Here is a 20,503-nt window from a genome sequence, read left to right as displayed (position 1 = left end):
GCCATGAGCTGGAACGACCATGCCGCCGCCGTCCTGGAGAACGACCGGGTGCGCCTCACCCCGATCACCGAAGCCGACCGCGAGGGCGTCCGGGCCGTCGCCATGGACCCCGAGATCTGGCGCTACTTCGTCGCCGCCGTCGAGACCGAAGCCGACTTCGAGTCCTTCTTCGACACCAACCTCGCCGACCACGCCGCCGGCCGCCGCGCCGTCTACGTCATCACCGACAAGGACAGCGGCCGCATCGCGGGCAGCATGAGCTTCGGCAACATGGCCGAAGCCGACCGCCGCCTGGAGATCGGCTGGTCCTGGCTCGGCCGGGACTTCCGCGGCCGGGGCGTCAACCACTGGGCGAAGGCCCTGCTGCTGGCCCACGCCTTCGAGGTGCTCGGCGCCGAACGCGCCGAGTTCAAGACCGACGTCCTCAACGTCCAGGCCCGCCGCGGCCTCGCCAACATCGGCGCCACCGAGGAGGGCACCCTGCGCAGCTTCAACTTCATGCCCGGCGGCCGCCGCCGCGACGCCGTCTTCTACAGCGTCCTGCGCGCCGAATGGCCGGCCGTCCGCGAGGCCCTCGCCCGCGGCCCGAAGAAGGCCGTACCGGCATGAGCACCGCCGGCGGCATCACCTTCATACGGGCCGGCGGCACCCCGCGGGACATCGGCCGCGCCCACGGACAGGCCCTCGCCGCGCCCCTGCGGGCCTTCCTCGACGACGGCCTGGCCCGGCTGAACCACCTCACCGACCGGCCCCTGACCCTGCCCGCGCTGCTGCCGAAGATCGCCGCCTACCGGGCGGCGGTCACGGCGGCCCTGCCCGACCTCGCCGAGGAGGTGACCGGCCTCGCCGAAGGGGCCGGGATCGGCGAGGACGAGGCCTGGCTGCTCCAGCTCCGCCGGGAGATCATGGGCTACTCCAAGGTCCCCACGGCCGGCGACTGCACCACCTACGCCCGCACCACCGCCGACGGCACGCCCGTCCTGGCCCAGACCGTCGACCTCAGCGGCGACCTCGACAGCCACGTCGCCGTCCTGGAGACCGCCCGCGCCGGCTCACCCCGGCGTTCGCTGGTCCTCAGCTTCGCCGGACTCCTCGGCTACCTCGGCCTCAACAGCGACGGCCTCGCCGTCGGCCTGAACCTGGTCCTCGGCGGCACCTGGCGCCCCGGCGTCCCCCCGTACCTGGCCATCCGCCACCTCCTGGACAGCGCCGGCACCGTCGACGAGGCCCTCAAGGTCCTCGCCGGGCTGCCGCTGGCCAGCTCCCGCTCCCTCATGCTGTGCGACCCCGAGCGGGCCCTGTACGCGGAACACCTCGACGGGCGACTGCGCGTACGGGAGGCCGGCCCCGGCGGGCTCGTCCACACCAACCACTTCCTCCACCCGGACTTCGCCCCCGCCGACGAACTGAACGTCTTCGCCCGGAACTCCTCGCTGCGCCGCCTGCGCGCGGCCACCGACGGCCTCACCGCCCTGCCCGGCGACGCGGACGCCGAGGACCACTTCGCGCTGCTCGCCGCGGAGCCCCTGCGCGTCCCCGACCGGGGCGACATCCGCGCCGAACGCACCGTCGCCGCGGTCGTCATGCACCCGGTGTCCGGCCGGTTCCACGTCCGGCCCGGGGACCCGGCGCGTTCCCGCACCCACGAGTTCCGCCTGTAGGCCCCTTCCGGAGTCGAAGGACCGTACCCAAGGAAGGAGCACGATGGACGCATGGCTGGTCGACCTTGACCGGGTCGACCCCACCGACATCAGCGCGCACTATCCCGAGGGCCTCACCGAGGAGGAACTGCGGCGCGGCGCCGAGTTCGTCCACGCCCGCGCGGCCCACCGCTTCTACCGCGCCCGGCTCACCGTCCGCCGGCTGCTCGCCGACCGCCTGGGCCTGGCCGCGTCCGACCTGCGCATCCACTACGACCCCGCCGGCAAGCCGTACCTGCCCGACCAGCCCGGCACCCACGTCAGCTGGTCCCGCTCGGACGGACTGCTGCTCCTCGGGGCCACCGAGACCGGACCGGTCGGCGTGGACGTGGAACTGGTCCGCCCGGCCACCACCAGCCTGGACGTGCTCACCTTCGTCTACCCGGGCGTCCCGGCGAGCGCGACCCCCGAGACCTTCTTCCACGCCTGGACCCTGCTGGAGGCCGCGGTCAAGGCCACCGGCCGCGGCCTCACCGACGGCGCCCGCGAGGTCGACCTGGACTTCGGCCCGGACGGCGCCGTCACCCTGCGCGGGATCACCGGCCACGGCCCCGGGCCCTGGCACGGCCGGACCGCGCTCCAGCCCACCCGCCAGGACGCGCCCTGGGCGATGACCGCCTTCGTGTCCCGGGACCTGCCCCCGGTCACGGTCCTGCCCTGGCCCGGCCGGGAGCACGTCCGAGACCGGGCCGGGGCGGCCGCGCTCACGCCGCGGTGCTGAGCACCGCCGTACCGTCCGCGGCGATCGCGGTGAAACCCGTGTACGGAACCAGCGCGGGCGGCACGGTCACCGAGCCGTCCGCGCGCTGGTACTGCTCCAGGATCGCGACGAGGGTCCGGCCGACCGGCAGCGCCGACCCGTTCAGCGTCGCCGCGAACGCCTTCCCGCCGTCCCGGTCACGGACCCGGATGCCGGCCCTGCGGCCCTGGAAGTCCCCGCAGTCGGAGCAGGAGGAGATCTCCCGGTAGGTGCCCTGGCCGGGCAGCCACACCTCGATGTCGTACGTACGCCGGGCGGCGAACCCGAGGTCCCCCGCCCGCAGTTCCACGACCCGGTGCGCCAGACCCAGCCGCCGCAGGGCGGTCTCCGCGTGCCCGACCAGCAGCTCCAGTTCCTCGCGGGACCGGTCCGGGTGGCAGATCCGCACCAGCTCCACCTTCTCGAACTGGTGCAGCCGCACCAGCCCCCGCGTGTCCCGCCCGTAGGAGCCCGCCTCCGCCCGGTAGCAGGGGGTGAACGCGGTGAGGGCCAGGGGCAGTTCGCCCTCCTGGAGGGTCTCCCCCCGGTACAGGTTGACCAGCGGCACCTCGGCCGTCGGGATCAGCAGCAGGTCACGGTCGGCGGCGTGCGTCGCGAACAGGTCGTCGGCGAACTTCGGCAGCTGCCCGGTGCCCGTCATCGTCTCCCGGCTCACCAGGTGCGGCACGCCGTGCTCCACGTACCCGTGCTCCCCGGTGTGCAGGTCCAGCAGGAACGAGGCCAGCGCCCGCTCGAGCCGGGCCCCCGCACCCCGCGTCACGGCGAACCGCGAACCCGACAGCTTCGCGGCCCGCACCTGGTCGAGGATCCCCAGCCGGGTCCCGACGTCCACGTGGTCGCGCGGGGTGAACTCGAAGCCCGGAGGCTCCCTGAAGACCCGGCGCACCACCGGCGGATCCTGCTCGGTCCCGTCGGGGACGTCCGGGTAGGGCCGGTTGGGGACGGCCAGCAGCAGCGTGTCCAGGGACTCCTGCGCCTCCCGGAGCTCCTCGGACACCGACCGCAGCCGCTCCTTGGCCTCCTGGATCCGGGCGCGCGCGGCCGCGTCGGGCCGCACCCCGCTGCGCGCGGAGCGGTTCTGCTCCGCCCGCAGCTTGTCCCGTTCGGCGATGAGCCGGGCCCGCAGGCCGGTCAGGTCGCGCAGGGCGGTGCGGTCCAGGCGGTGGCCGCGGCGGGCCAGGTCGGCCTCCGCGGAGTCCTGGAGCAGGATGTGCGGATCGTGCATGACGGCTCCTCAGCCCTTGTGGTGACGTCGGTCCTTGTCGGTCACGTCAGTCCTCGTCGGTGACGTGCGCGGTGGCGATCGCCCGGTAGCGTCCGGGATCCCGGGACCTCAGCCACCGGGCGTAGCCGAGCCCGCCGAGCGCGGCGCCGGCCATCAGCCAGGGGATCCGGTTGACCCAGACCGAGGTGGTGCCGGTGACCAGGGCGAAGTTGTCCAGCAGCAGCACCAGCGCACCCGTCAGCCCGGCGAGGGCCAGCAGCGGCGCGAGCCGGGTCCGCCACCAGTGCCCGTCGGGGCGCCGCCGGAAGAAGACCAGTACGGAGACGGCCACGGCCGCCTGGAGCCCGACGATGCCGACCGTCCCGAGGGCCAGCATGGTCGTCGCGAGCGTCGTGTACGGATGGGCCCCCGCGAGCGCGAACACCCCGCACACCAGCGCCGTGACCACCGACAGCACCACGCTCGCCCGGTACGGGGAGGAGTGCCGCGGGTGCACCCGGGCCAGCGAAACCGGCAGCACCCGCTCCCGGCCCAGGACGAACAGGTACCGGTTCGCGGCGGTGTGCAGCCCGAGCAGCGCCCCGAACAGGCTGGTGCACAGCAGCACCTGCATCACGCCCGTCGCGAAGCCGCCCAGGTAGCCGTCGGACAGCCGGAAGAACAGGTCGCCGAGCTCCCGCTCCGCCCGGCCGGCCGCCTCGTCCGCGCCGATCGCCCCGACGGCCGCCCAGCTGACCACCGCGAAGAACACGGTGATGAGCACGACGGAGACGTAGGTGGCGACCGGCACGCTGCGCCGCGGGTTCCGGCTCTCCTCGCCGTACAGCGCGGCCGCCTCGAAACCCACGTACGAGATCAGGGCGAACATCAGCGCCACCCCGAGCCCGGGGGAGAAGACCGTCTCCGGCCGGAAGGAGGCCGCCGGGAGGGTGTCCGCGCCGCGCCGCAGGGCGATGGCCAGCGCCAGCAGGCCGAGCACCGCCACCTCGGCGACCATGAGGACCGCCAGCAGCCGGGCGCTCAGGTCGATCCGCCGGTAGCCCATCACCGCCGTCAGGGCCAGCGCCCCGCCCGTCCACACCGGCCAGGGCACGGGCAGGCCGTGCGCGCCGGACACCAGCTCCGCGAAGTACCCGAAGGCACCCGCGACCCCGGCGACGGCCGCCGTGTACGCGGTGACGGCGGTCAGCCCGCCCGCGACGGCGAGCGGCCGGCCCAGGCCCTGCCCGATGTACGTGTAGAACCCGCCCGCGCCCACCACGTGCCGGCTCATCGCCGCGTACCCGACGGAGAAGCACAGCAGGATCAGCCCGGCGAGGGCGAAGGTGGCGGGCACCCCCGCGCCGTTGCCGATGGCGTAGGCGAGGGGGACCGAACCGACCACCCCGGACATCGGGGCCGCCGCCGCGACCACGAGGAACACGATCCGGGGGGTCGTCAGGGTGCGGCGCAGCCCGGGCGCGGCGGCTCCGGCCGCGGCTCCGGCCGCGGCTCCGGCCGCGGGTCTCGCGGGGATCGTGGACGTCACCGGATCACCTCGGGTGGTTGCGGATGATGTCGACGGCCTCCGGGATGCCCATGTACGGCAGCCGCACCTCGGCCATGTCGTCGGTCCACTGCTCGGCGAGGTCGTAGCGCTGCTTCGGGGTGGTCTCCAGCAGCTTGCAGCCGGGGAAGACCTCGTACCCGTCCAGCAGCCGCGCGTGGGCGAACATGCCCTCCTGGAACAGCTCCTCGCGCTCCAGCACGAACTCCTCCGACGGCAGCTCGTCCCACAGCTGCCGGCCGCGCCGGATGAGCTCGATCAGCCGCGGCCGGTACGAGGGATTGCGCGCCAGGTGCTCGCGGACGATGGAGCTGCCCACGGTCAGGTGGCGGATCTCGTCGATCGAGGCACCGCGCGCGATCTCGGCGGCGGCCGGGTCCAGCAGCGTCCACTTGCGCTCGCTGAGCTCGGCCGCGGGCGCCAGCACCCCTTCGATGACGATGGTGAACACGGCGACCGCGCCGATGAAGTCGCCCTCGTCGCGCACCACGGTCGTGGCGAACTCGGCGATCGGGTTCAGCACCCGCCGGGTGTAGTCGGCGCCCTGCTCCGTGATGAAGTCCAGCAGCCCCGCGGCGGGCACCCCGAGGTCCACCAGGTGCTTGCGGAAGATCATCGCGTGCCGGGCCTCGTCGACGACCTGCGTGGTGAAGAACTCCTGCTCGACGACGCCGGGCGCGCCGATCACGTAGTGGGAGAGCACCTCGACCGCCCGCGACTCGGCCAGCGAACGGTTGCCGAGCTCCAGCACCAGCGCCTCGCGCAGCGGACCGTCCTCGCGCATGTGGGCGGGGGTGACCGCGTCGTGACCGGCTTCGGCGCGTCCGCGCAGGGTGCCCTGGGCGACGGCCGACAGCCAGTAGCCCAGGTCGCACTCGTCGGCGGTCAGGGTCATCTCCTGCGCGCCGTCGAGCAGGTTGGGGGCACGGTCCCAGTCGGCCTCGACGGGGATCTGCGGAACGGTGGTCATGACACCTCGCTGGGAGTGACGGAAGCGGCGGGAACGACGGAACCCGCGGACACGACGGAACCCGCGGGGGTGACGGCGGCGCTGTGCATGCGGCCGGCGAAGCTGAGCATGGGGGAGTCGACGGTGTGGCTGCCGCCCGTGACCTCGGCGAGGAGCATGTCGTGGTCGCCGACCTGGTGCCAGCCCAGGACCCGGCAGGCCATGTGGGCCAGGCTCCCGCCGAGCAGCGGAGCACCCGTGAGCGGATCGGTGGACCAGTCGAAGCCCTCGAACTGGGCGTCGCCGAGCGGACGTCCCGGATTGGCGAAGCGGCGGGCCACGTCGTTCTGCGCCGAGGCCAGGACGTTCACCGAGAACCGGCCCGCCCTGCGCACCAGCGAGGCGAACGTCGAGGTGGGCCGCAGACAGGCCCCCAGCACCAGCGGGTCCCGGGACAGGGTCACCACCGCGCTCGCCGTGGTGCCGTGCCGGACCCCGCCCTGGCTGACGGTCAGCACCGTCACGCTCGACGCCAGGCGGCGCAGCGCCAGCCGGGCCGCCTCCGGATCCTCGTACCCCTCGGCGGGCCCGGACACCGAACGGTCCGTGAGCCAGGCCGGATAGCGGCTCACCGGTGCGCCCCGACCGCCGGGGCCGCGCCGGCCGCGGCGGCCTGCTCCTCGTAGGGCAGCGGGACCGGGCCGTCGGTGGCCGCGCGGCGCTTCAGCATCGCCGTCACCCGGTCCACCAGCGGCGTCGGCACCGGCTCGAAGGGCAGCCCGAACGGCTTCAGGAAGTTCCCGAAGACGCCCCGGTCGCCGAACACGTGGAACGGCAGCGCCAGCAGCGCCCACTCCGGCCCGATCAGCCACATCCACAGCACGCCGACGAGGGCCACGCTGAGCAGGCTGTGCATCGTGTTGTACAGGACGTAGTACGCCTTGTGGATCCGCCCGTCGGGGCTGCGCCGGTAGGCGATGGCGCCCGGGATGTAGCCCAGCAGGTCGATGTACAGGAACAGGCCGATCGCCGCGATCCAGCGGATGTCCGTGAAGTGCCACAGGATCAGACCGATCGTCACGGCGAAGGCGACGAGGTACTCGGCGCGGTGCAGGTTGAAGGTGACCGGTGACTCCACCGGGTTCTTGATGTCCATGAGGGGTGTCCTTCCGACGGGCAGCTGATCAGGACAGCCGCAGGGGGCTGCCGGCGAAGTAGTCGGCCAGCTCCGCGGCCACGCTGGCGCGCGAGGGCGGGTGGAAGGCCAGGGCGCGCACCGCGCCCGCCAGGTACGCCACGTCCGCGGAGCGGATGAAGGCCATCCCGCCGAGCAGTTCCACGGCCTGGTCGACGGCCGAGGCGAGCAGGTCCTGCGCCGCGTAGCGGGCGGTGAGCACCGCCGCCACCGCCTCGTCGCCGTCGACGCCGTCCTCCATCGCCCGGGCCGCGCCCTCGACGAGGCCGACGGCGGCGTCGAGCCGGACCGCCAGCCGGGCCCGCTCGTCGGCCGTGCCCCGCGCGCCGGCCAGCACCCGGGCGACGAGCGCCGAGGCGGCGCCCACGTACGTGGAGGTGGCGAGGAGTTCGAACCAGGTGAACCCGGCCGTCTGCAGGTCGTCGAGCCGGTCGGCGTCCTCGGGGGTGCTGTGGATGACGAGGTCCCGCGGCACCTCCACGTCGGTCAGCAGGACCTCGTCGCTCTGCGCGGCCGCCAGCACGGGCGTCCCCCAGAACGGCCGGGTCCCGACGCCGGGGGAGGAGGCCGGGATGAGCATCAGCGCCAGACCGGAGCGCCCGTCCTCCCCCGTCACCTGCACGCTCGCCGTGAGCACGTCCATCGAACGGGACAGGCTGCACGGCTTCTTCGACCCGTTGACCCGGTACCCGCCGGGCGTGCGCTCCGCGACGACGGACGGCGCCAGGATGTTCTGGCTGGTACGCCCCTCCGCCCAGCCGGAGGCCAGCAGCAGCCCCTCCGGGGCCACCGCCCGCATCAGCTTCAGCTGGGCCGGGGTGAGCCGGCCGGTGGCCTCCGCCAGCCGGAACAGCATCGCGACGGTGAAGTGGTGCATCGTCGAGGCGACCCCCAGCGAGGGCGAGGCGGCGGCGACCGCCCGCTGCACCCGCACCGCCTCCAGCGGCCCCGCGGCCGCGCCGCCGTACGCGGCGGGCACGAGCAGTCCGGGACCGCCGAACTTGCGGTACAGCTCCAGCACCGGACTGTCCGCGCTCTCCCGCGCCCCGCCCTCCGCAGAGGTGAGCGGCAGGTCCTCAAGCGCGTCGAGAAGACCTGGATGGAATTGCTCGCAGATCCCGCGCGCTGTCGTCAGGGAACGCATCGGCGTGTTCTCCTCGGGCTCTCTCGGAATTCTCCTCCGGACCGGTGAATGCATTCCTGTGATCCGAAAGCCAATATTCGGAAAGCAGTGTTTCACTCACCGTCTGACTGAGGCCTGACACCCTTCTGACCAGTGCTTTCTTCTGACCCTTCCCTGACCGGCAGCTGACCGCCACCCCCTGTGGCACTTGTGGCGGCGCGCCGCCCGTGCCATAAGTGGGGAAGTGCCCGCGGGAGAATGGATCTGAAATGACCGGAACGATTCTGGAGACGGATGCCGCACTCGACGCCATCCGGCGGTACGCGGACGCCGGAAATCCGAGCGCGTATTTCGCCTTCAGTGACGGGAACAGCTATTTCCGGCTCCCGGACCAGCCCGGGATCATCGTCTACCGGCCCGTGGGCCGCTACCTGGTGCAGTTCGGCGGCCCCTTCGCGCCCTTCACCCCGGCCGGACCGGACGGCCCCCGGGCCCGGCTCCTCGCCGGCTTCACCGCCTTCGCCGCGGAACAGGGCCGCGAGATCGTCTCGGTACAGCTCCAGGGCGCGGACGCCGACGTCTACGTCGACCAGGGCTTCACCGTGAACCAGATGGGCGCCTCCTACGCCGTCGACCTGGAGACCTTCACCCTGGCCGGCACCAGGTTCATGCAGCTCCGCAACAAGATCTCCCGGGCGCTGCGCAGCGGCCTGGAGATCAAGGAGGTCCCCTTCGAGGACCACGCCGACGAGATCGCCGAACTCGACACCGCCTGGCTCGCCACCAAGGGCGAGGGCGTCAAACCGCTGGAGTTCCTCGTCGGCCAGACCGGCGGCCGCTACCAGCCGCTGCGCCGCCTCTTCGCCGCCGTCCGCGACGGACAGCTCATCGGCTACGTCTCCTACGCCCCCGTCTACGGACCGCGGCCCGGCTGGATGCACGACCTGAGCCGGCGCCGGCCCGACTCCCCGCCCGGGGTGATGGAGGCCCTCAACAAGGCGGCCATCGACGTGTTCACCGCCGAGGGCACCCGCTGGCTGCACTTCGGCTTCACCCCCTTCACCTCCCTGACGGCCCCCCAGTTCCCGGGCCACAGCCGGGGCTTCCACTGGTTCATGGAGCACCTCTGGGAGCACGGCGCGCACATCTACCCGGCGCGCACGCAGCTGGAGTACAAGCAGAAGTGGGCGCCCTCCGCGGTGCTGCCCGAGTACATCGCCTTCCAGCACCGGGCCAGCCTGCCCGCGCTGGTCCACGTCTTCCGCGCCTGCAACGCGGTCTGAGAGGGAGGCCCCGATGTCCGAGGAGACCGGGACGACCGAGGAGATCCAGGCCCAGGGCCTGCTGGTCGTCGAACAGTTCCAGGCCTGCGCCGCCGCCCCCGACGACCTGGAGGCGGCCCGCGCCAGCGACGAGGGCCTCGCCCGCCTCGACGCCCTGCTCCGCGAAGGAGCCGCCGCGTCCTGACCCCCACCACCCCTCCCCGCCCGCGCCCCCGTACGGATCCCCGTACGGGGGCGCGGCCGTGGACGGTCCCGGCACGCGGAGAGCGGGGCGGCGGGGGAATCCCCCACCGCCCCGCACCGGCCCCGCCCGGTCCTCAGCGCAACGCCGGGCGGGTGCGCACCACCGTGCCGGCCGGGCCGCGCACCAGCATCGGGCGCCGCCGCAGGGCCGGTCCGGGCGCCGTCTGGACCGGCCCTGCGGCCGGGCACAGGTGCGCGAGGAGGAGGTCCTGCACCACCGGTCCGCCGGAGCCGGCCAGCAGCTCGTGACGGTCGTGGACGACGGCCCGCCGGTCCAGCAGGACGCCTTGCCCGGGCGCGGGCGCCGCCTCCACGGGCGGTGCGCCGCGCCCCGGCCCGTACAGCAGCGAGCGCAGGCTCCCCGCACCCTCCCGGCCGGCCACCGCCACCAGCGTGAACGCGCAGCCGGCCGGAGCCGGCCCGGGCGGCTCCACCCGTACCGCCGCCCCGGCGGGGGCGACCGTACGGATGCGGTGCAGCTCGATCAGCCAGTCGGCGTGGATGTCGAGCCACGGCCCGCTGAGGGTGCGCCGCAGCAGGGCCGACAGCCCCGCCGCCAGCCGCCGGTCCGCGAGGTCCCGTACCGGGTTCGCGGGCCCGGCGGCCGCCGGGGCGGGCACGTACTGGAACAGCCAGTCGTCGTCCGCCGTCCACGACATCCGCAGCCGCAGGACGCGCCCCGGATCCTCCCCGAAACCGGCCGCGACCACCGCGGGCACGGGCGGCAGCCCGGCCAGTGCGAAACCGTGCTCGCGCAGCGCGTGCCCACTCGGCGACGGCACGGCCCTCAGCCCGCGGCGACGGGGGTGCGCTCGGCGGACAGCCGCGCCAGCTCCAGGCGCTCGTCGAGGTGGCGGGCGGAGGAGTTGGCCCGCCACAGCGCGCCGCGGGCGATGCCCCGGCGCATGTGGGCGGTGTCGGCGCTCGGGATGACCACGTTGTGGAACCAGCCCGCCGCGTGCTGCGAGTCGATGGTGATGTGCAGCCGGTGGTAGGTGATCCCGACCTCGGGCAGGCCGAGCCGCTCCCAGGCCCGGACGACGTTGCGGAACCGGTCCGGGGCCAGCCACTCCGTCATCCCGAGGAAGCCGACCGCCTCGGGGTACAGGTGGCGGTAGCGGCACAGCAGCACCGCGAGGTTCCCGGAGTGCAGGTCGGTGGTGGTCATGGCCGCTTCGAGGTCCTCGGCGCGGACGTCGAAGACCTCGTAGATCTTGTTGAAGAGGTGGGTGTGCACGGCCTCCGGGTCGCCGTTGCCCATCTCGTCCCAGTAGTTGCCGGCGATCTCCATCTTGCTCGCCCCGGCCGTGCCGATCTGCATCATCGCGAGGAAGTCGTCGAAGCGGCCGTCGATCAGCGACTCCTGGATGACGTACGTGCGCAGGTCCTCGGCGCGCGCCTCGCGGTTGATGAAGTCGGTGTAGTAGGGGTGCTTGAACGCGCGGTGCTTGCGGACGAGGCCCTTGAGCCAGGACAGGAACTGCTTGGGGTCGGCGGGCGCCGACTCCAGCAGCCCGGGCTCCAGGTGGGCGTCCTCGGTGGTGAGGGTGGCGTGCTCCAGCAGCCGGGTGACCTCGTGGAGCAGTACGGAGCCCTCGGCCGTCGGCCGCGACGGTATCTGCATCACCGTCTGGTAGATCCGCGACAGCAGGAGCTGCTGCTGGTAGTGGGCATCGTCCCGGTCGGGGCCGGCCACCGCGGCGGCGTTCATGCGGGTGACCGCCTCGACGACGCGGGCCCGCTCGCCGAGGTACTTGGCGTCGACCTCGTCGGCGTCCACGGTCAGCCAGGACGAGACCTCCTCCACGAGCGCGGCGGCGTCGGTCCTGCGGATCGCGGGAACGTTGGGGTTGTCGGTGCTGGGCAACTGCGTCTCCATGTCTCTCGGGGTCGCTCGGGGTCGCTCGGGCGCTCGGGCCACAGGTGGCCGCTCGGGAAACGACGCCCGGCCGGTCGCGCCGGGCAGGGAAGGGAATCGGATCCGTCGACGGGAACCCGCGGGCGGATCGGCTGGATCCGCGTCCTCGCTCCGCGAGTCCGGGGACGAGAGGGGTGCCGGAGGGGGCCCGGGCCGGTGCGGCCGGGGCCCCTCATGCCAAAGACACGCGCACCCCTTGGTCGGATCGGGATGCGCGTGCCTGGGATGAGCACCTGCGGAGAGGGCAGGATTCGAACCTGCGTGGGCAGAGCCCGTCCGGCGGGTAACCCCACCGGACCCCATTCGGCCGCTTTGGGAACCTCTCCAACGGCCTTTCTCTGCCATCAGCTTGGCACGCCGTGGCTGACACGGTGCTGACGGATTCACGAGGGCCGAATTCGGCGGGAACGGTCAGGGGCCCATCAGCGCCCGCTGGGATAGTGAGGGGCGATCGAGCCACTTCACCAGATGCCAGGGGAGTTCCCGTGAGTGCCGAGACCGCCAAAATCGCTGTATCGCGTCTCTACAACGACGAGAACGGCGAATCGCATTTCATCGACGAGACGCTGGAGGTGACCGCCGTCAATTTCGCCCCGCCCGCGCCGCCGATCTTCGTTTCCGAGGGCGTGCCGGCCAAGCAGGCCGTCTACCTCTTCCTCCCGGCCGGGTACGTGGGCGACTTCCACCCCGCGCCGCGCCGCCAGATCATGACCCTGATCAGCGGTCTGCTGGAGTGCGGGGTCAGCGACGGCACCTGGCGCACCTTCACCCCGGGCAACACCCAGCTCGTCGAGGACACCGAGGGCAAGGGCCACGCCACCAAGGCCCTCCAGGACTGCGTGATGATCGTCTCGCAGCTCGCCGACTGAGCGTCCCCGTCGGCGTACGGAAAGCGGGAAGCGCAAGGGGGCCCGGGCCGATATCGGCCCGGGCCCCCTTTCCGTTCGCGCGTCAGCCCTTGACGTAGCCGAAGCTCTCGACGATCAGCCCGTTCTCCAGGCGGGTCACGTTGACCCCGCGGACGAAGTCCTTCGCGCCGGGGCCCCAGCGCAGCGTCCAGCGGCACACCGCGCGCTCGCCCGCCACCCAGACCTCCTCCACCTCGAACGTGGCCTGCGCGTTCGACGCGATCGAGGACCAGAACTGCAGACATTCGTCATATCCGACGTGCTTCGAACCGTCCGGGGCGGGCCCGGAGTTCTCCAGCCGGCAGTTCTCGGCGAGGAGGTCCTTCAGCAGTCCCGGGTCGTGCTGCTGGAATGCCTGGTTGAACTGGTCGATAACCTTGCGTGTCTGCTCGTCGGACATCGGAACTCCTCATGACTCATGGCTCACCGCGATCGGCCCGCCGGTCGGAACGGGCCGCAAGGGAAAGTAATACAGTCCAACAGCCCGCGCCGTCCGAGTAACCAGAAGTTCCGGCCATTCGAGTCAGTCGCACGTCAGTGCCCGCGCCCTACGTTCGTAGTATGACCACAGCAGACAGTGCGCCTCTCGCATTGGCCTATCAGCAGGCCATCGAATATCTGACGGGCCTCGCCGACCGGCCGGTGGGTGCCACTGCCGGCTCCGAACAACTGCTGAAAATGTTCGGTGGCCCGCTGCCCGACGGGCCGGCCGACGCCACCGACACCATCGAGGTCCTCGGCCGGGCCGTCGCCGAAGGCGGCATCCCGACCGCCAACGGCCCCCGCTACTTCGGCTACGTCACCGGCGGCACCCTGCCCGTGGCCATCGCCACCGACTGGCTCGTCTCCGCCTGGGACCAGACCGCCAGCCTCTACAACCTCTCCCCGGCCATCGCCGTCGCCGAGGACGTCGCCGCCCAGTGGGTCCTCGAACTCCTCGGGCTGCCCGCCCACGCCTCCGTCGGCTTCCCCACCGGCTGCACCATGGCCCACCTGACCTCCCTCGCCGCCGCCCGCCACAAACTCCTCGCCGAAGCCGGCTGGGACGTGGAACGCGACGGCCTGGGCGGCGCACCCGACGTGGCGATCGTCGCCGGCGCCCAGCACCACATGACCATCGACCTCGCGGCCCGCTACCTCGGCTTCGGCACCGCACGCATCCGCAACGTCCCCGTCGACGACAAGGGCCGGATGATCCCCGCCGAACTCGACCGCACCCTCGCCGGGATCGAGGGGCCGGTCATCGTCTGCGCGCAGATCGGCGACGTCAACTCCGGCGCCGTCGACCCCGTCGGCGAGATCTGCGACATCGCCCACCGCCACGACGCCTGGGTCCACGTCGACGGCGCCTTCGGCCTGTGGGCCGCGGCCAGCCCCCGCCTGCGCCCCCTCGTCGAGGGCGTGGAACGGGCCGACTCCTGGGCGCTGGACGCCCACAAGTGGCTCAACGTCCCCTACGACTGCGGCATCGTCGTCATCGCCCACCCCGAAGCGCACCGCGCCGCCATGCTCAACGAGCGGGCCGGCTACCTGCCGCCCGGCACCGACGGCGAACGCGACGCCATCGAATGGGTCCCCGACTTCTCCCGGCGCGCCCGCAGCCTGCCCGTCTGGGCCGCGCTGCGCTCGCTCGGCCGCTCCGGCGTCGCCGACCTCGTCGACCGCTGCTGCGCCCACACCCGCCGCTTCGCGGAGCAGCTGGCCGGTGTCGAGGGGGTGGAACTCCTCAACGACGTCGTCCTCAACCAGCTGCTCGTCCGCTTCGGCGACGACGACCACGTCACCCGCGCCGTCATCGCCCGCATCCAGCGCAGCGGCGTCTGCTGGTTCGGCGGCACCCTCTGGGAGGGCCGGGCCGCGATGCGCGTCTCGGTCGTCAACTGGCGCACCACCGAGGAGGACGTGGACCGCAGCGTGCGGGTCGTCCTCGAATCCCTCGCCGCGGAACTCGCCGCCCCCTGACCTTCCCGCCCCCCTGACCTCCCCGCCCCCCACACCCGGGCCGGGCCCCGCCCCGGGGGCCCGGCCCGCGGGCGTACCCGGGCCCGGGTACGCGGGCGGCCCGGCCCGGGGAGCACCCCGGGCCGGGCCGCAGCCGTACGGGCAGCGGGAGCGCCGCTACCGCAGCTCCTCCTCACCGCAGCGCGCGACCCACTGGGCGAAGCCCTCCGACGCGTCGGCGCGCCCCGCCAGGTAGCCGCGCGCGAGACGCTCCACGTAGTCCGGGAGGTCCGCCGCGGTGGTCTTCAGACCGCGCGGCTTCTTCCCGAAACCGCCCTCCTGGTCCGCGGCCAGCGTCAGGCTGCCGCCCAGGTGCACCTGGAAGCCCTCGACCTGCCGGCCGTCCCCGTCCGTGACCAGCTGCCCCTTCAGCCCGATGTCGGCGACCTGCGTGCGCGCGCACGAGTTGGGACAGCCGTTGACGTTCACGCCGATGGACACGTCCTCGCCCGCCAGCCGCTTCTCCAGCTCCGCGACCAGCGTCGCCGCCCGCTCCTTCGTCTCGACGATCGCCAGCTTGCAGTACTCGATCCCCGTACAGGCCATCGTGTTCCGCCGCCACGACGACGGCCGCGCCTCCAGCCCGATGCCCCGCAGCGCCTCCACCAGCGGCTCCGGATCGGCGACGTCCAGCACCAGCAGCTTCTGGTACGGGGTCAGCCGCACCCGGCCGCTGCCGTGCGCCTGCGCCACATCGGCCAGCGCCGCCAGCTTCGTCCCCGACAGCCGCCCCACCACCGGCGCCGCACCCACGTACGACAGCCCGTCGTGCTGCGGATGCACCCCGATGTGGTCGATCGGGACCGCCGGCAGCTCGGGCGCCGGCCCGTCCAGCAGCGGCCGCCCCAGGTACTCCTCCTCCAGGACCCGCCGGAACTCCGCCACACCCCAGTCCGCGATCAGGAACTTCAGCCGCGCCTTGTTCCGCAGCCGCCGGTAGCCGTAGTCGCGGAACAGCCGCGCCACCGCCACCCACACGTCCGGGACCTCCGCCAGCGGCACCCACACCCCGACGTGCCGCGCCAAAATCGGCACCGTCGACAGCCCGCCGCCCACCCACATGCCGAAGCCCGGGCCGTGCTCCGGGTGCACCGCCCCCAGGAACGCCAGGTCGTTGATCTCGTACGGGACGTCCGGCAGCCAGGACACCGCCGACTTGTACTTCCGCGGCAGGTTCGACAGCGACGGGTCCCCGACGTACCGGGCGGCGATCTCCCGCACGGCCGGGGTCGCGTCGAGCACCTCCGCCGCGCCCACCCCCGCCACCGGACTGCCCACGATGACCCGGGGACAGTCCCCGCACGCCTCCGTCGTGGACAGGCCCACCTCCTCCAGCCGGCGCCAGATCGCGGGCACGTCCTCGATCCGCACCCAGTGCAGCTGGATGTTCTGCCGGTCGGTGATGTCCGCCGTGTTCCGGGCGAAGCGCATCGACACGTCCGCGATCGCCCGCAGCTGCGCGAGGTCGAGGGTGCCGCCGTCGCTGCGCACCCGCATCATGAAGTGCTCGTCCTCCAGCTCCTCCGGCGCGAGCGAACCCGTCTTCCCGCCGTCGATGCCGGGCTTGCGCTGCGTGTACAGCCCCCACCAGCGCATCCGGCCGCGCAGGTCGTCGGGGTCGATGCTCGCGAAGCCCTCGCGGGCGTAGACCCGCTCGATGCGCTCGCGCACCAGCAGCGGGTCCTCGGCCCGCTTGAACTCCTCGTTGGCGTTGAGCGGTTCGCGTTCGCCCAGCGCCCACTGGCCCTCGGGGCGCTTGGCGGCGGTCCGTGCGGTCCGTGCGGTCCGGACCGGCGGCGCGGCTGTTTCCGTCATCTGTCCGTGCTCCTACGGGGGCTGGGGGAGGGGGAGGAGTGCGGGGTCCGGGCCGGCTCAGGCGGTGCCGAGGCCCGCGACCGGGACGATCATTCCGCTGGGCAGCCAGCTCGTGGCCTCCGCGTGGTGGTGGCCGCCGGCCGCGCCGCCACCGCTGCCGGGCACGTACAGCACCGCCGTCGCGTACAGCTTCGCGGGCGCGGGGGCGGCCGTACCGCGGGCCCGCAGCCAGGCGTCGTACCCGGCGGAGGTGGGCAGCTCGCCCGGGAAGCGGGCACCGAGCGCCTTCAGGTACTCCACCGCGGCCGGACTGTTCGGCGCGTACCGCAGCGGGATGAGCTGGCCGGCGCTCGGGGAGAGCAGCGGCGCGGTGAACAGCCAGGGCGCCAGGTAGGTGCCCTCGGCGACGGTGCGGCCCGCCTCGACGTCCCGTACGGCCGTGTCCGCGCCCGCCCAGCCGGAGGTCACCACCAGCGGCTGCCGGCTCGAATCCGGCTTCCCGACGGAGATCCCCGCCCGGCCCGCCGCGGCCCGCACCTCGGCGGCCGCGGCCCGCCCGCGCGGCGAACCGTCCTCGACGAGCCCGATCGACCGCGCCCCGCGCCCGGCGAGGAACCCCACCGACTCCCGCAGCGCGGCCGCGTCCGCCGCGGCGAGCCCGTCGGCCGGGCAGCCCGTCGGCGGCTGCGCGTCCCCGCCGAGCAGGGCCCCGGCGGCGGCGCTCGCGCACTCCGGCCCGTCGTCGCCGCGCAGCGCCGCGAGGCCTTCGCCCCGCCCGGCGCCGTCCGCCCGGCCCGTGTCCACCGCCAGCGCGGCGACCGCGCCGCCCGACGACACCCACACCTGCCCCGGCCCCGCCGGGAGTTCCACCGGGACCCAGGTCAGCGTGGAGCCGGGCCGCAGTCCGCCCTTCGTGAGCCGGCCCCGGTCGGTGCCCGCCGAGGCCTCGCCGGCCCCGACGGCGACCAGGTTGAAGCCCGGCCGGTTCGGCACCACCATCACCGGCACCTGCTTGCCGCCCAGCCCGAGCGAGCCGAGCAGCGGCCCGCCCAGCGCCCGGGCCGGCCCGGCCGGCGGAGCCAGGGGCCCCGCCGAGACACCGGCCAGGACCGTACAGGCCACGGCCGCGGCGAAGTACGCCGAAACGCTCGCGCGGCGCCGCAGCAGGCCCCGGCGCAGCAGCAGCACGCCCAGCGCCAGGGCGGCGGTCAGGACGACCGCCGCCAGGAGGACTGCGCTCACCGTCGTACGACGCTGTCGCTGACGACGAACAGGACACCGTGCGGCTGGCTGTCGCCGTAGTCGCCGTGCGGCCAGGAGGCCCGGTTGAAGCCGACGCAGGGCTTGCCGGTGTGCTCGTCGCGGAAGGACCGGTCGAGGGTCACGTTGCCGCGCCGGTCCAGGTCGAACATGCACACCCGGTGGTCGCCGCCACCGCCGAACGACCCGGCGACGAAGTAGTTCGCGACCGCGATGCGGCTCACGTTCTGCGTCTCGCGGTACACGCCGTCCGCGCCCCGCTTGAAGTTGTCCATGGCACCCCAGTGCGGGCCGCCCGAGCTCACGTCACGGATCGGCACGGTGCTGACGAGCTCCGGGCAGTCCCGCTCGCGGCCGCCGCGCACGGCCTCGTTCAGGTCGTCGACGGAGCACTTGGCGCCCGTACCGGCCGCGAGGAGCTTCTGGATGTCCAGGACGTAGATCATGCCCGTGGTCTCCTCCAGCGGCTTGCCGTACGGCACCGACTGGCCCATCACCGTGTGGAAGAGGAACCGGTCGTCGGGGCTGACGGCCAGCCAGCTCGCGTTGTCGCCGCTGCCGGTGACCCCCGGGTCGCGCCGGAAGGTGCGGTAGGCGGTCGTGTCGTCGAAGACCTCCTTCCACTGCGGGGCGGGCGCGGTGATGTCCGGCGTGTAGAAGACGGCGCCGCCCGCCATCGAGGAGACGAACGCACCCTTGTGACCGGGCCGGTTGGTCAGCGCGGTCTCCATGACGACCCGGGACTCGCGGAAGAACGCCCGCGGCTCCTGCGCCCCGCGCGGACCGTCGGCGACCTTGGACACCGAACGCAGCGTCGGGTTGTCGCGGTCCGCGATGTCGAAGACGCGGACGGTCTGGCGCGCCAGGTTCTCCCGCAGCTCGGAATCGGGGGTCATGAAGTTGCGGGCCTCGGCGAAGTCGCTCGCCACCATCACGTTGAGGTCCTCGCGGACGGCGATGCCGTGCGGGTTCGCGCAGCTCGCGGCGGGCAGCGCCGGGACGTTGCCGCACTGCGCCGGGTCCTCGCCGCCCTCGGTCGCCGCCGGGATCTCGGCGAGGGTCTTGCCGTCCTCGCCGATGCGGACGATCTCCCCGGGCGAGCCCGCCGCGCCGTTGCCGACCCGGACCTCGCCGTTGGTGTACGTGCAGGGGCCGGTCACGTTCGGGCCGCCCATGTACGTCCCGTACGCGGTTCCGTCGCTCAGCACCTGATAGGCGTCGGGCAGGGTCCCGCACGGGGTGTCGACGGTCGTGTTGACGCCGGCGATCGTCAGCGCGGGCAGCGCCTTCGCGTCGAACACGAAGGTGGTGTCGCTCATGATGCCGCCGGCGTAGATCCGGTCGCCCTTGTGCCACACGTACTGCATGTGGTGCGGCTCGTTGCCGTTGTTCGGGCCGACGGTGACGGTGTTGGCGACCTTGCCGTACGTGGGGGAGCCCGGGGTGGCGTCGATGACGGTGAGGAAGTCGGGCGCGGGCTGCTTGGCCGGACCCGACCAGACGAGCATCCACTCCCGGCCCGGGCCCTTGGCCGCCGACACCAGGTGGTTGGTGGCCGAGTAGGTGACGCCGTCGCTGCCCTGGAAGGTGGACGTCCAGGTTTCCGGCGTGCCGGCGGCGGCGGGTTCCGCTCCGGTGAGCATGGAGGCGGTCAGTCCCACCGCCGACAGACAGAGTGCGAGGCGGCGTATCAGCCTTCCTCGTCGCGGTCCTTGCAGGCTCATTTCTCCGCTTGCCCTCTCCGGGGGGTGTCGGCCAGAATGCGTAAACCGGCCAGTCGGTGGCTGTTTTCGGTGAATGGCAATTCCTGGCCCGCCGGCCAGCACGGGTTTCCAAGGCATTTCCGGCCCACTATGGCACAGGGGTACTGGCGGTCCGCTGATGCGCGGCTTACCGGCCGCTGACCGCACTCCGCAAAACCCCTGAAATGCGTAAAACCCCTGGTCGCCGCCCGGTTCGGGTCGAAAATACCCGCGATCAGCGGACCGTCAGCGATTCCTGCTCCGGCATTGCTAATCTCGGCAGCGTAATTTCTGACCGCTCACCGCGTTCCCCATTCGTGAGGAAGTCGCCGCGTGCGGAGCCTGTGAAGAAATCGCCGTGTGAAGAAATTGCCGTGTGAAGGAGTCACCGGATGGTGAAGACCCGAGCGGACGGAGATCTCGCCACGCTGGCCGAACGCGCGGGCCGGGACCTCGAAAACGCCTCCCCGCCGGAAATCCTGCGCTGGGCGGCCGAGACCTTCGGGAGGAAATTCTGCGTGACCTCCTCGATGGAGGACGCGGTCGTCGCCCACCTGGCCTCCCGGGTCCGCCCCGGTGTGGACGTGGTGTTCCTCGACACGGGTTACCACTTCGAGGAGACCATCGGCACCCGGGACGCGGTGGACGCGGTGATGGACGTCAACGTCATCACCCTGACGCCGCGGCAGAGCGTCGTGGAGCAGGACGCCGAGTACGGGCCGAAGCTCCACGACCGGGACCCGGACCTGTGCTGCGCGCTGCGGAAGGTCAGGCCGCTGGAAGAGGGCCTGACCGGCTACGAGGCCTGGGCGACGGGTCTGCGCCGTGACGAGTC

At 73.0% G+C, this 20,503-nt stretch carries 20 protein-coding genes and 1 tRNA gene; 8 read left to right on the top strand and 13 right to left on the bottom strand.

The window, feature by feature from the left end; all coding sequences use genetic code 11:
* Positions 1-3 precede the first annotated feature (3 nt).
* From ABZZ17_RS26370 to ABZZ17_RS26360, 3 genes are read left to right on the top strand one after another with little or no spacing between them, the layout of a single operon-like run.
* The gene (locus tag ABZZ17_RS26370; RefSeq protein WP_356879185.1) at positions 4-609 is read left to right on the top strand and encodes a GNAT family N-acetyltransferase; all 606 of its coding nucleotides are present in this window, start codon (positions 4-6) and stop codon (positions 607-609) included.
* Entirely contained in the window at positions 606-1,661 is a 1,056-nt protein-coding gene (locus tag ABZZ17_RS26365) for a C45 family peptidase (protein WP_356879183.1), read from the top strand. The genes ABZZ17_RS26370 and ABZZ17_RS26365 overlap by 4 nt, the downstream gene beginning before the upstream one ends.
* Before the next feature lie 43 nt (positions 1,662-1,704).
* Positions 1,705-2,421 carry a 4'-phosphopantetheinyl transferase superfamily protein gene (locus ABZZ17_RS26360; protein ID WP_356879181.1) on the top strand — a complete coding sequence of 239 codons (717 nt, stop codon included), beginning with the start codon at positions 1,705-1,707 and terminating at the stop codon, positions 2,419-2,421.
* Here the strand turns inward: ABZZ17_RS26360 and serS are convergent.
* The 6 genes from serS to ABZZ17_RS26330 are packed head-to-tail and all read right to left on the bottom strand — an operon-like array spanning position 2,405 to position 8,519.
* Positions 2,405-3,685: a serine--tRNA ligase gene (gene serS / locus ABZZ17_RS26355; protein ID WP_356879179.1), complete on the bottom strand. Its 1,281-nt coding sequence runs from the start codon at positions 3,683-3,685 to the stop codon at positions 2,405-2,407. The genes ABZZ17_RS26360 and serS overlap by 17 nt on opposite strands.
* Before the next feature lie 46 nt (positions 3,686-3,731).
* Entirely contained in the window at positions 3,732-5,213 is a 1,482-nt protein-coding gene (locus ABZZ17_RS26350; RefSeq protein ID WP_356879177.1) for an APC family permease, read from the bottom strand.
* Positions 5,214-5,217: 4 nt separating this feature from the next.
* Positions 5,218-6,201, bottom strand: coding sequence for a VlmB-like protein (locus tag ABZZ17_RS26345; RefSeq protein ID WP_356879175.1), 984 nt, complete (start codon positions 6,199-6,201; stop codon positions 5,218-5,220).
* Entirely contained in the window at positions 6,198-6,812 is a 615-nt protein-coding gene (locus ABZZ17_RS26340; protein WP_356879173.1) for a flavin reductase family protein, read from the bottom strand. Before ABZZ17_RS26340 ends, ABZZ17_RS26345 begins: the two co-directional genes overlap by 4 nt.
* On the bottom strand, positions 6,809-7,336 hold the full coding sequence (locus ABZZ17_RS26335; RefSeq protein ID WP_356879171.1) for a hypothetical protein: 528 nt from the start codon (positions 7,334-7,336) through the stop codon (positions 6,809-6,811). The genes ABZZ17_RS26340 and ABZZ17_RS26335 overlap by 4 nt, the downstream gene beginning before the upstream one ends.
* A gap of 28 nt (positions 7,337-7,364) precedes the next feature.
* The gene (locus ABZZ17_RS26330) at positions 7,365-8,519 is read right to left on the bottom strand and encodes an acyl-CoA dehydrogenase family protein (RefSeq protein WP_356879169.1); all 1,155 of its coding nucleotides are present in this window, start codon (positions 8,517-8,519) and stop codon (positions 7,365-7,367) included.
* Positions 8,520-8,767: 248 nt separating this feature from the next.
* Here ABZZ17_RS26330 and ABZZ17_RS26325 point away from each other — a divergent pair, with 248 nt between their 5' ends.
* Both ABZZ17_RS26325 and ABZZ17_RS26320 read left to right on the top strand, forming a co-directional pair.
* Complete coding sequence (locus ABZZ17_RS26325) at positions 8,768-9,781, top strand: DUF2156 domain-containing protein (RefSeq protein ID WP_356879167.1); 1,014 nt, start codon at positions 8,768-8,770, stop codon at positions 9,779-9,781.
* Between the two features lie 13 nt (positions 9,782-9,794).
* Positions 9,795-9,965: a hypothetical protein gene (locus ABZZ17_RS26320; RefSeq protein WP_356879165.1), complete on the top strand. Its 171-nt coding sequence runs from the start codon at positions 9,795-9,797 to the stop codon at positions 9,963-9,965.
* A gap of 133 nt (positions 9,966-10,098) precedes the next feature.
* Here the strand turns inward: ABZZ17_RS26320 and ABZZ17_RS26315 are convergent, their stop codons facing one another.
* The 3 genes from ABZZ17_RS26315 to ABZZ17_RS26305 form a co-directional block, all read right to left on the bottom strand.
* Positions 10,099-10,806 (bottom strand): hypothetical protein, encoded by a 708-nt coding sequence (locus ABZZ17_RS26315; RefSeq protein WP_356879163.1) that lies wholly within the window; start codon positions 10,804-10,806, stop codon positions 10,099-10,101.
* Between the two features lie 5 nt (positions 10,807-10,811).
* Positions 10,812-11,891 (bottom strand): iron-containing redox enzyme family protein, encoded by a 1,080-nt coding sequence (locus tag ABZZ17_RS26310; protein ID WP_356879161.1) that lies wholly within the window; start codon positions 11,889-11,891, stop codon positions 10,812-10,814.
* A gap of 287 nt (positions 11,892-12,178) precedes the next feature.
* Positions 12,179-12,268 (bottom strand) — tRNA-OTHER (locus tag ABZZ17_RS26305).
* Positions 12,269-12,427: 159 nt separating this feature from the next.
* On the opposite strand from ABZZ17_RS26305, the gene ABZZ17_RS26300 reads away from it, so the two are divergent.
* A complete protein-coding gene (locus ABZZ17_RS26300; RefSeq protein WP_356879159.1) occupies positions 12,428-12,811 on the top strand; it encodes a hypothetical protein in 384 nt (127 codons plus the stop codon).
* A gap of 82 nt (positions 12,812-12,893) precedes the next feature.
* Here the strand turns inward: ABZZ17_RS26300 and ABZZ17_RS26295 are convergent, their stop codons facing one another.
* A complete protein-coding gene (locus ABZZ17_RS26295; protein ID WP_356879157.1) occupies positions 12,894-13,250 on the bottom strand; it encodes a nuclear transport factor 2 family protein in 357 nt (118 codons plus the stop codon).
* 161 nt (positions 13,251-13,411) lie between these two features.
* Between ABZZ17_RS26295 and ABZZ17_RS26290 the strand changes: the two genes are divergently transcribed.
* Positions 13,412-14,812: an aminotransferase class V-fold PLP-dependent enzyme gene (locus tag ABZZ17_RS26290; RefSeq protein WP_356879155.1), complete on the top strand. Its 1,401-nt coding sequence runs from the start codon at positions 13,412-13,414 to the stop codon at positions 14,810-14,812.
* A gap of 156 nt (positions 14,813-14,968) precedes the next feature.
* Here the strand turns inward: ABZZ17_RS26290 and ABZZ17_RS26285 are convergent, their stop codons facing one another.
* From ABZZ17_RS26285 to ABZZ17_RS26275, 3 genes are read right to left on the bottom strand one after another with little or no spacing between them, the layout of a single operon-like run.
* Entirely contained in the window at positions 14,969-16,666 is a 1,698-nt protein-coding gene (locus ABZZ17_RS26285; protein WP_356879153.1) for a nitrite/sulfite reductase, read from the bottom strand.
* A gap of 57 nt (positions 16,667-16,723) precedes the next feature.
* On the bottom strand, positions 16,724-17,908 hold the full coding sequence (locus ABZZ17_RS26280) for a hypothetical protein (RefSeq protein WP_356879151.1): 1,185 nt from the start codon (positions 17,906-17,908) through the stop codon (positions 16,724-16,726).
* Complete coding sequence (locus ABZZ17_RS26275; protein WP_356879149.1) at positions 17,905-19,587, bottom strand: hypothetical protein; 1,683 nt, start codon at positions 19,585-19,587, stop codon at positions 17,905-17,907. The genes ABZZ17_RS26280 and ABZZ17_RS26275 overlap by 4 nt, the downstream gene beginning before the upstream one ends.
* 473 nt (positions 19,588-20,060) lie before the next feature.
* On the opposite strand from ABZZ17_RS26275, the gene ABZZ17_RS26270 reads away from it, so the two are divergent.
* The coding region (locus ABZZ17_RS26270; RefSeq protein ID WP_356879147.1) for a phosphoadenosine phosphosulfate reductase family protein at positions 20,061-20,503 on the top strand (443 nt) is incomplete at its 3' end.

The sequence above is a fragment of the Streptomyces sp. NPDC006512 genome (assembly GCF_040611935.1).
GTDB lineage: Bacteria > Actinomycetota > Actinomycetes > Streptomycetales > Streptomycetaceae > Streptomyces.
Note: the sequence above shows the minus strand (reverse complement) of the source record. Positions and strands in the feature narration are given on the sequence as shown.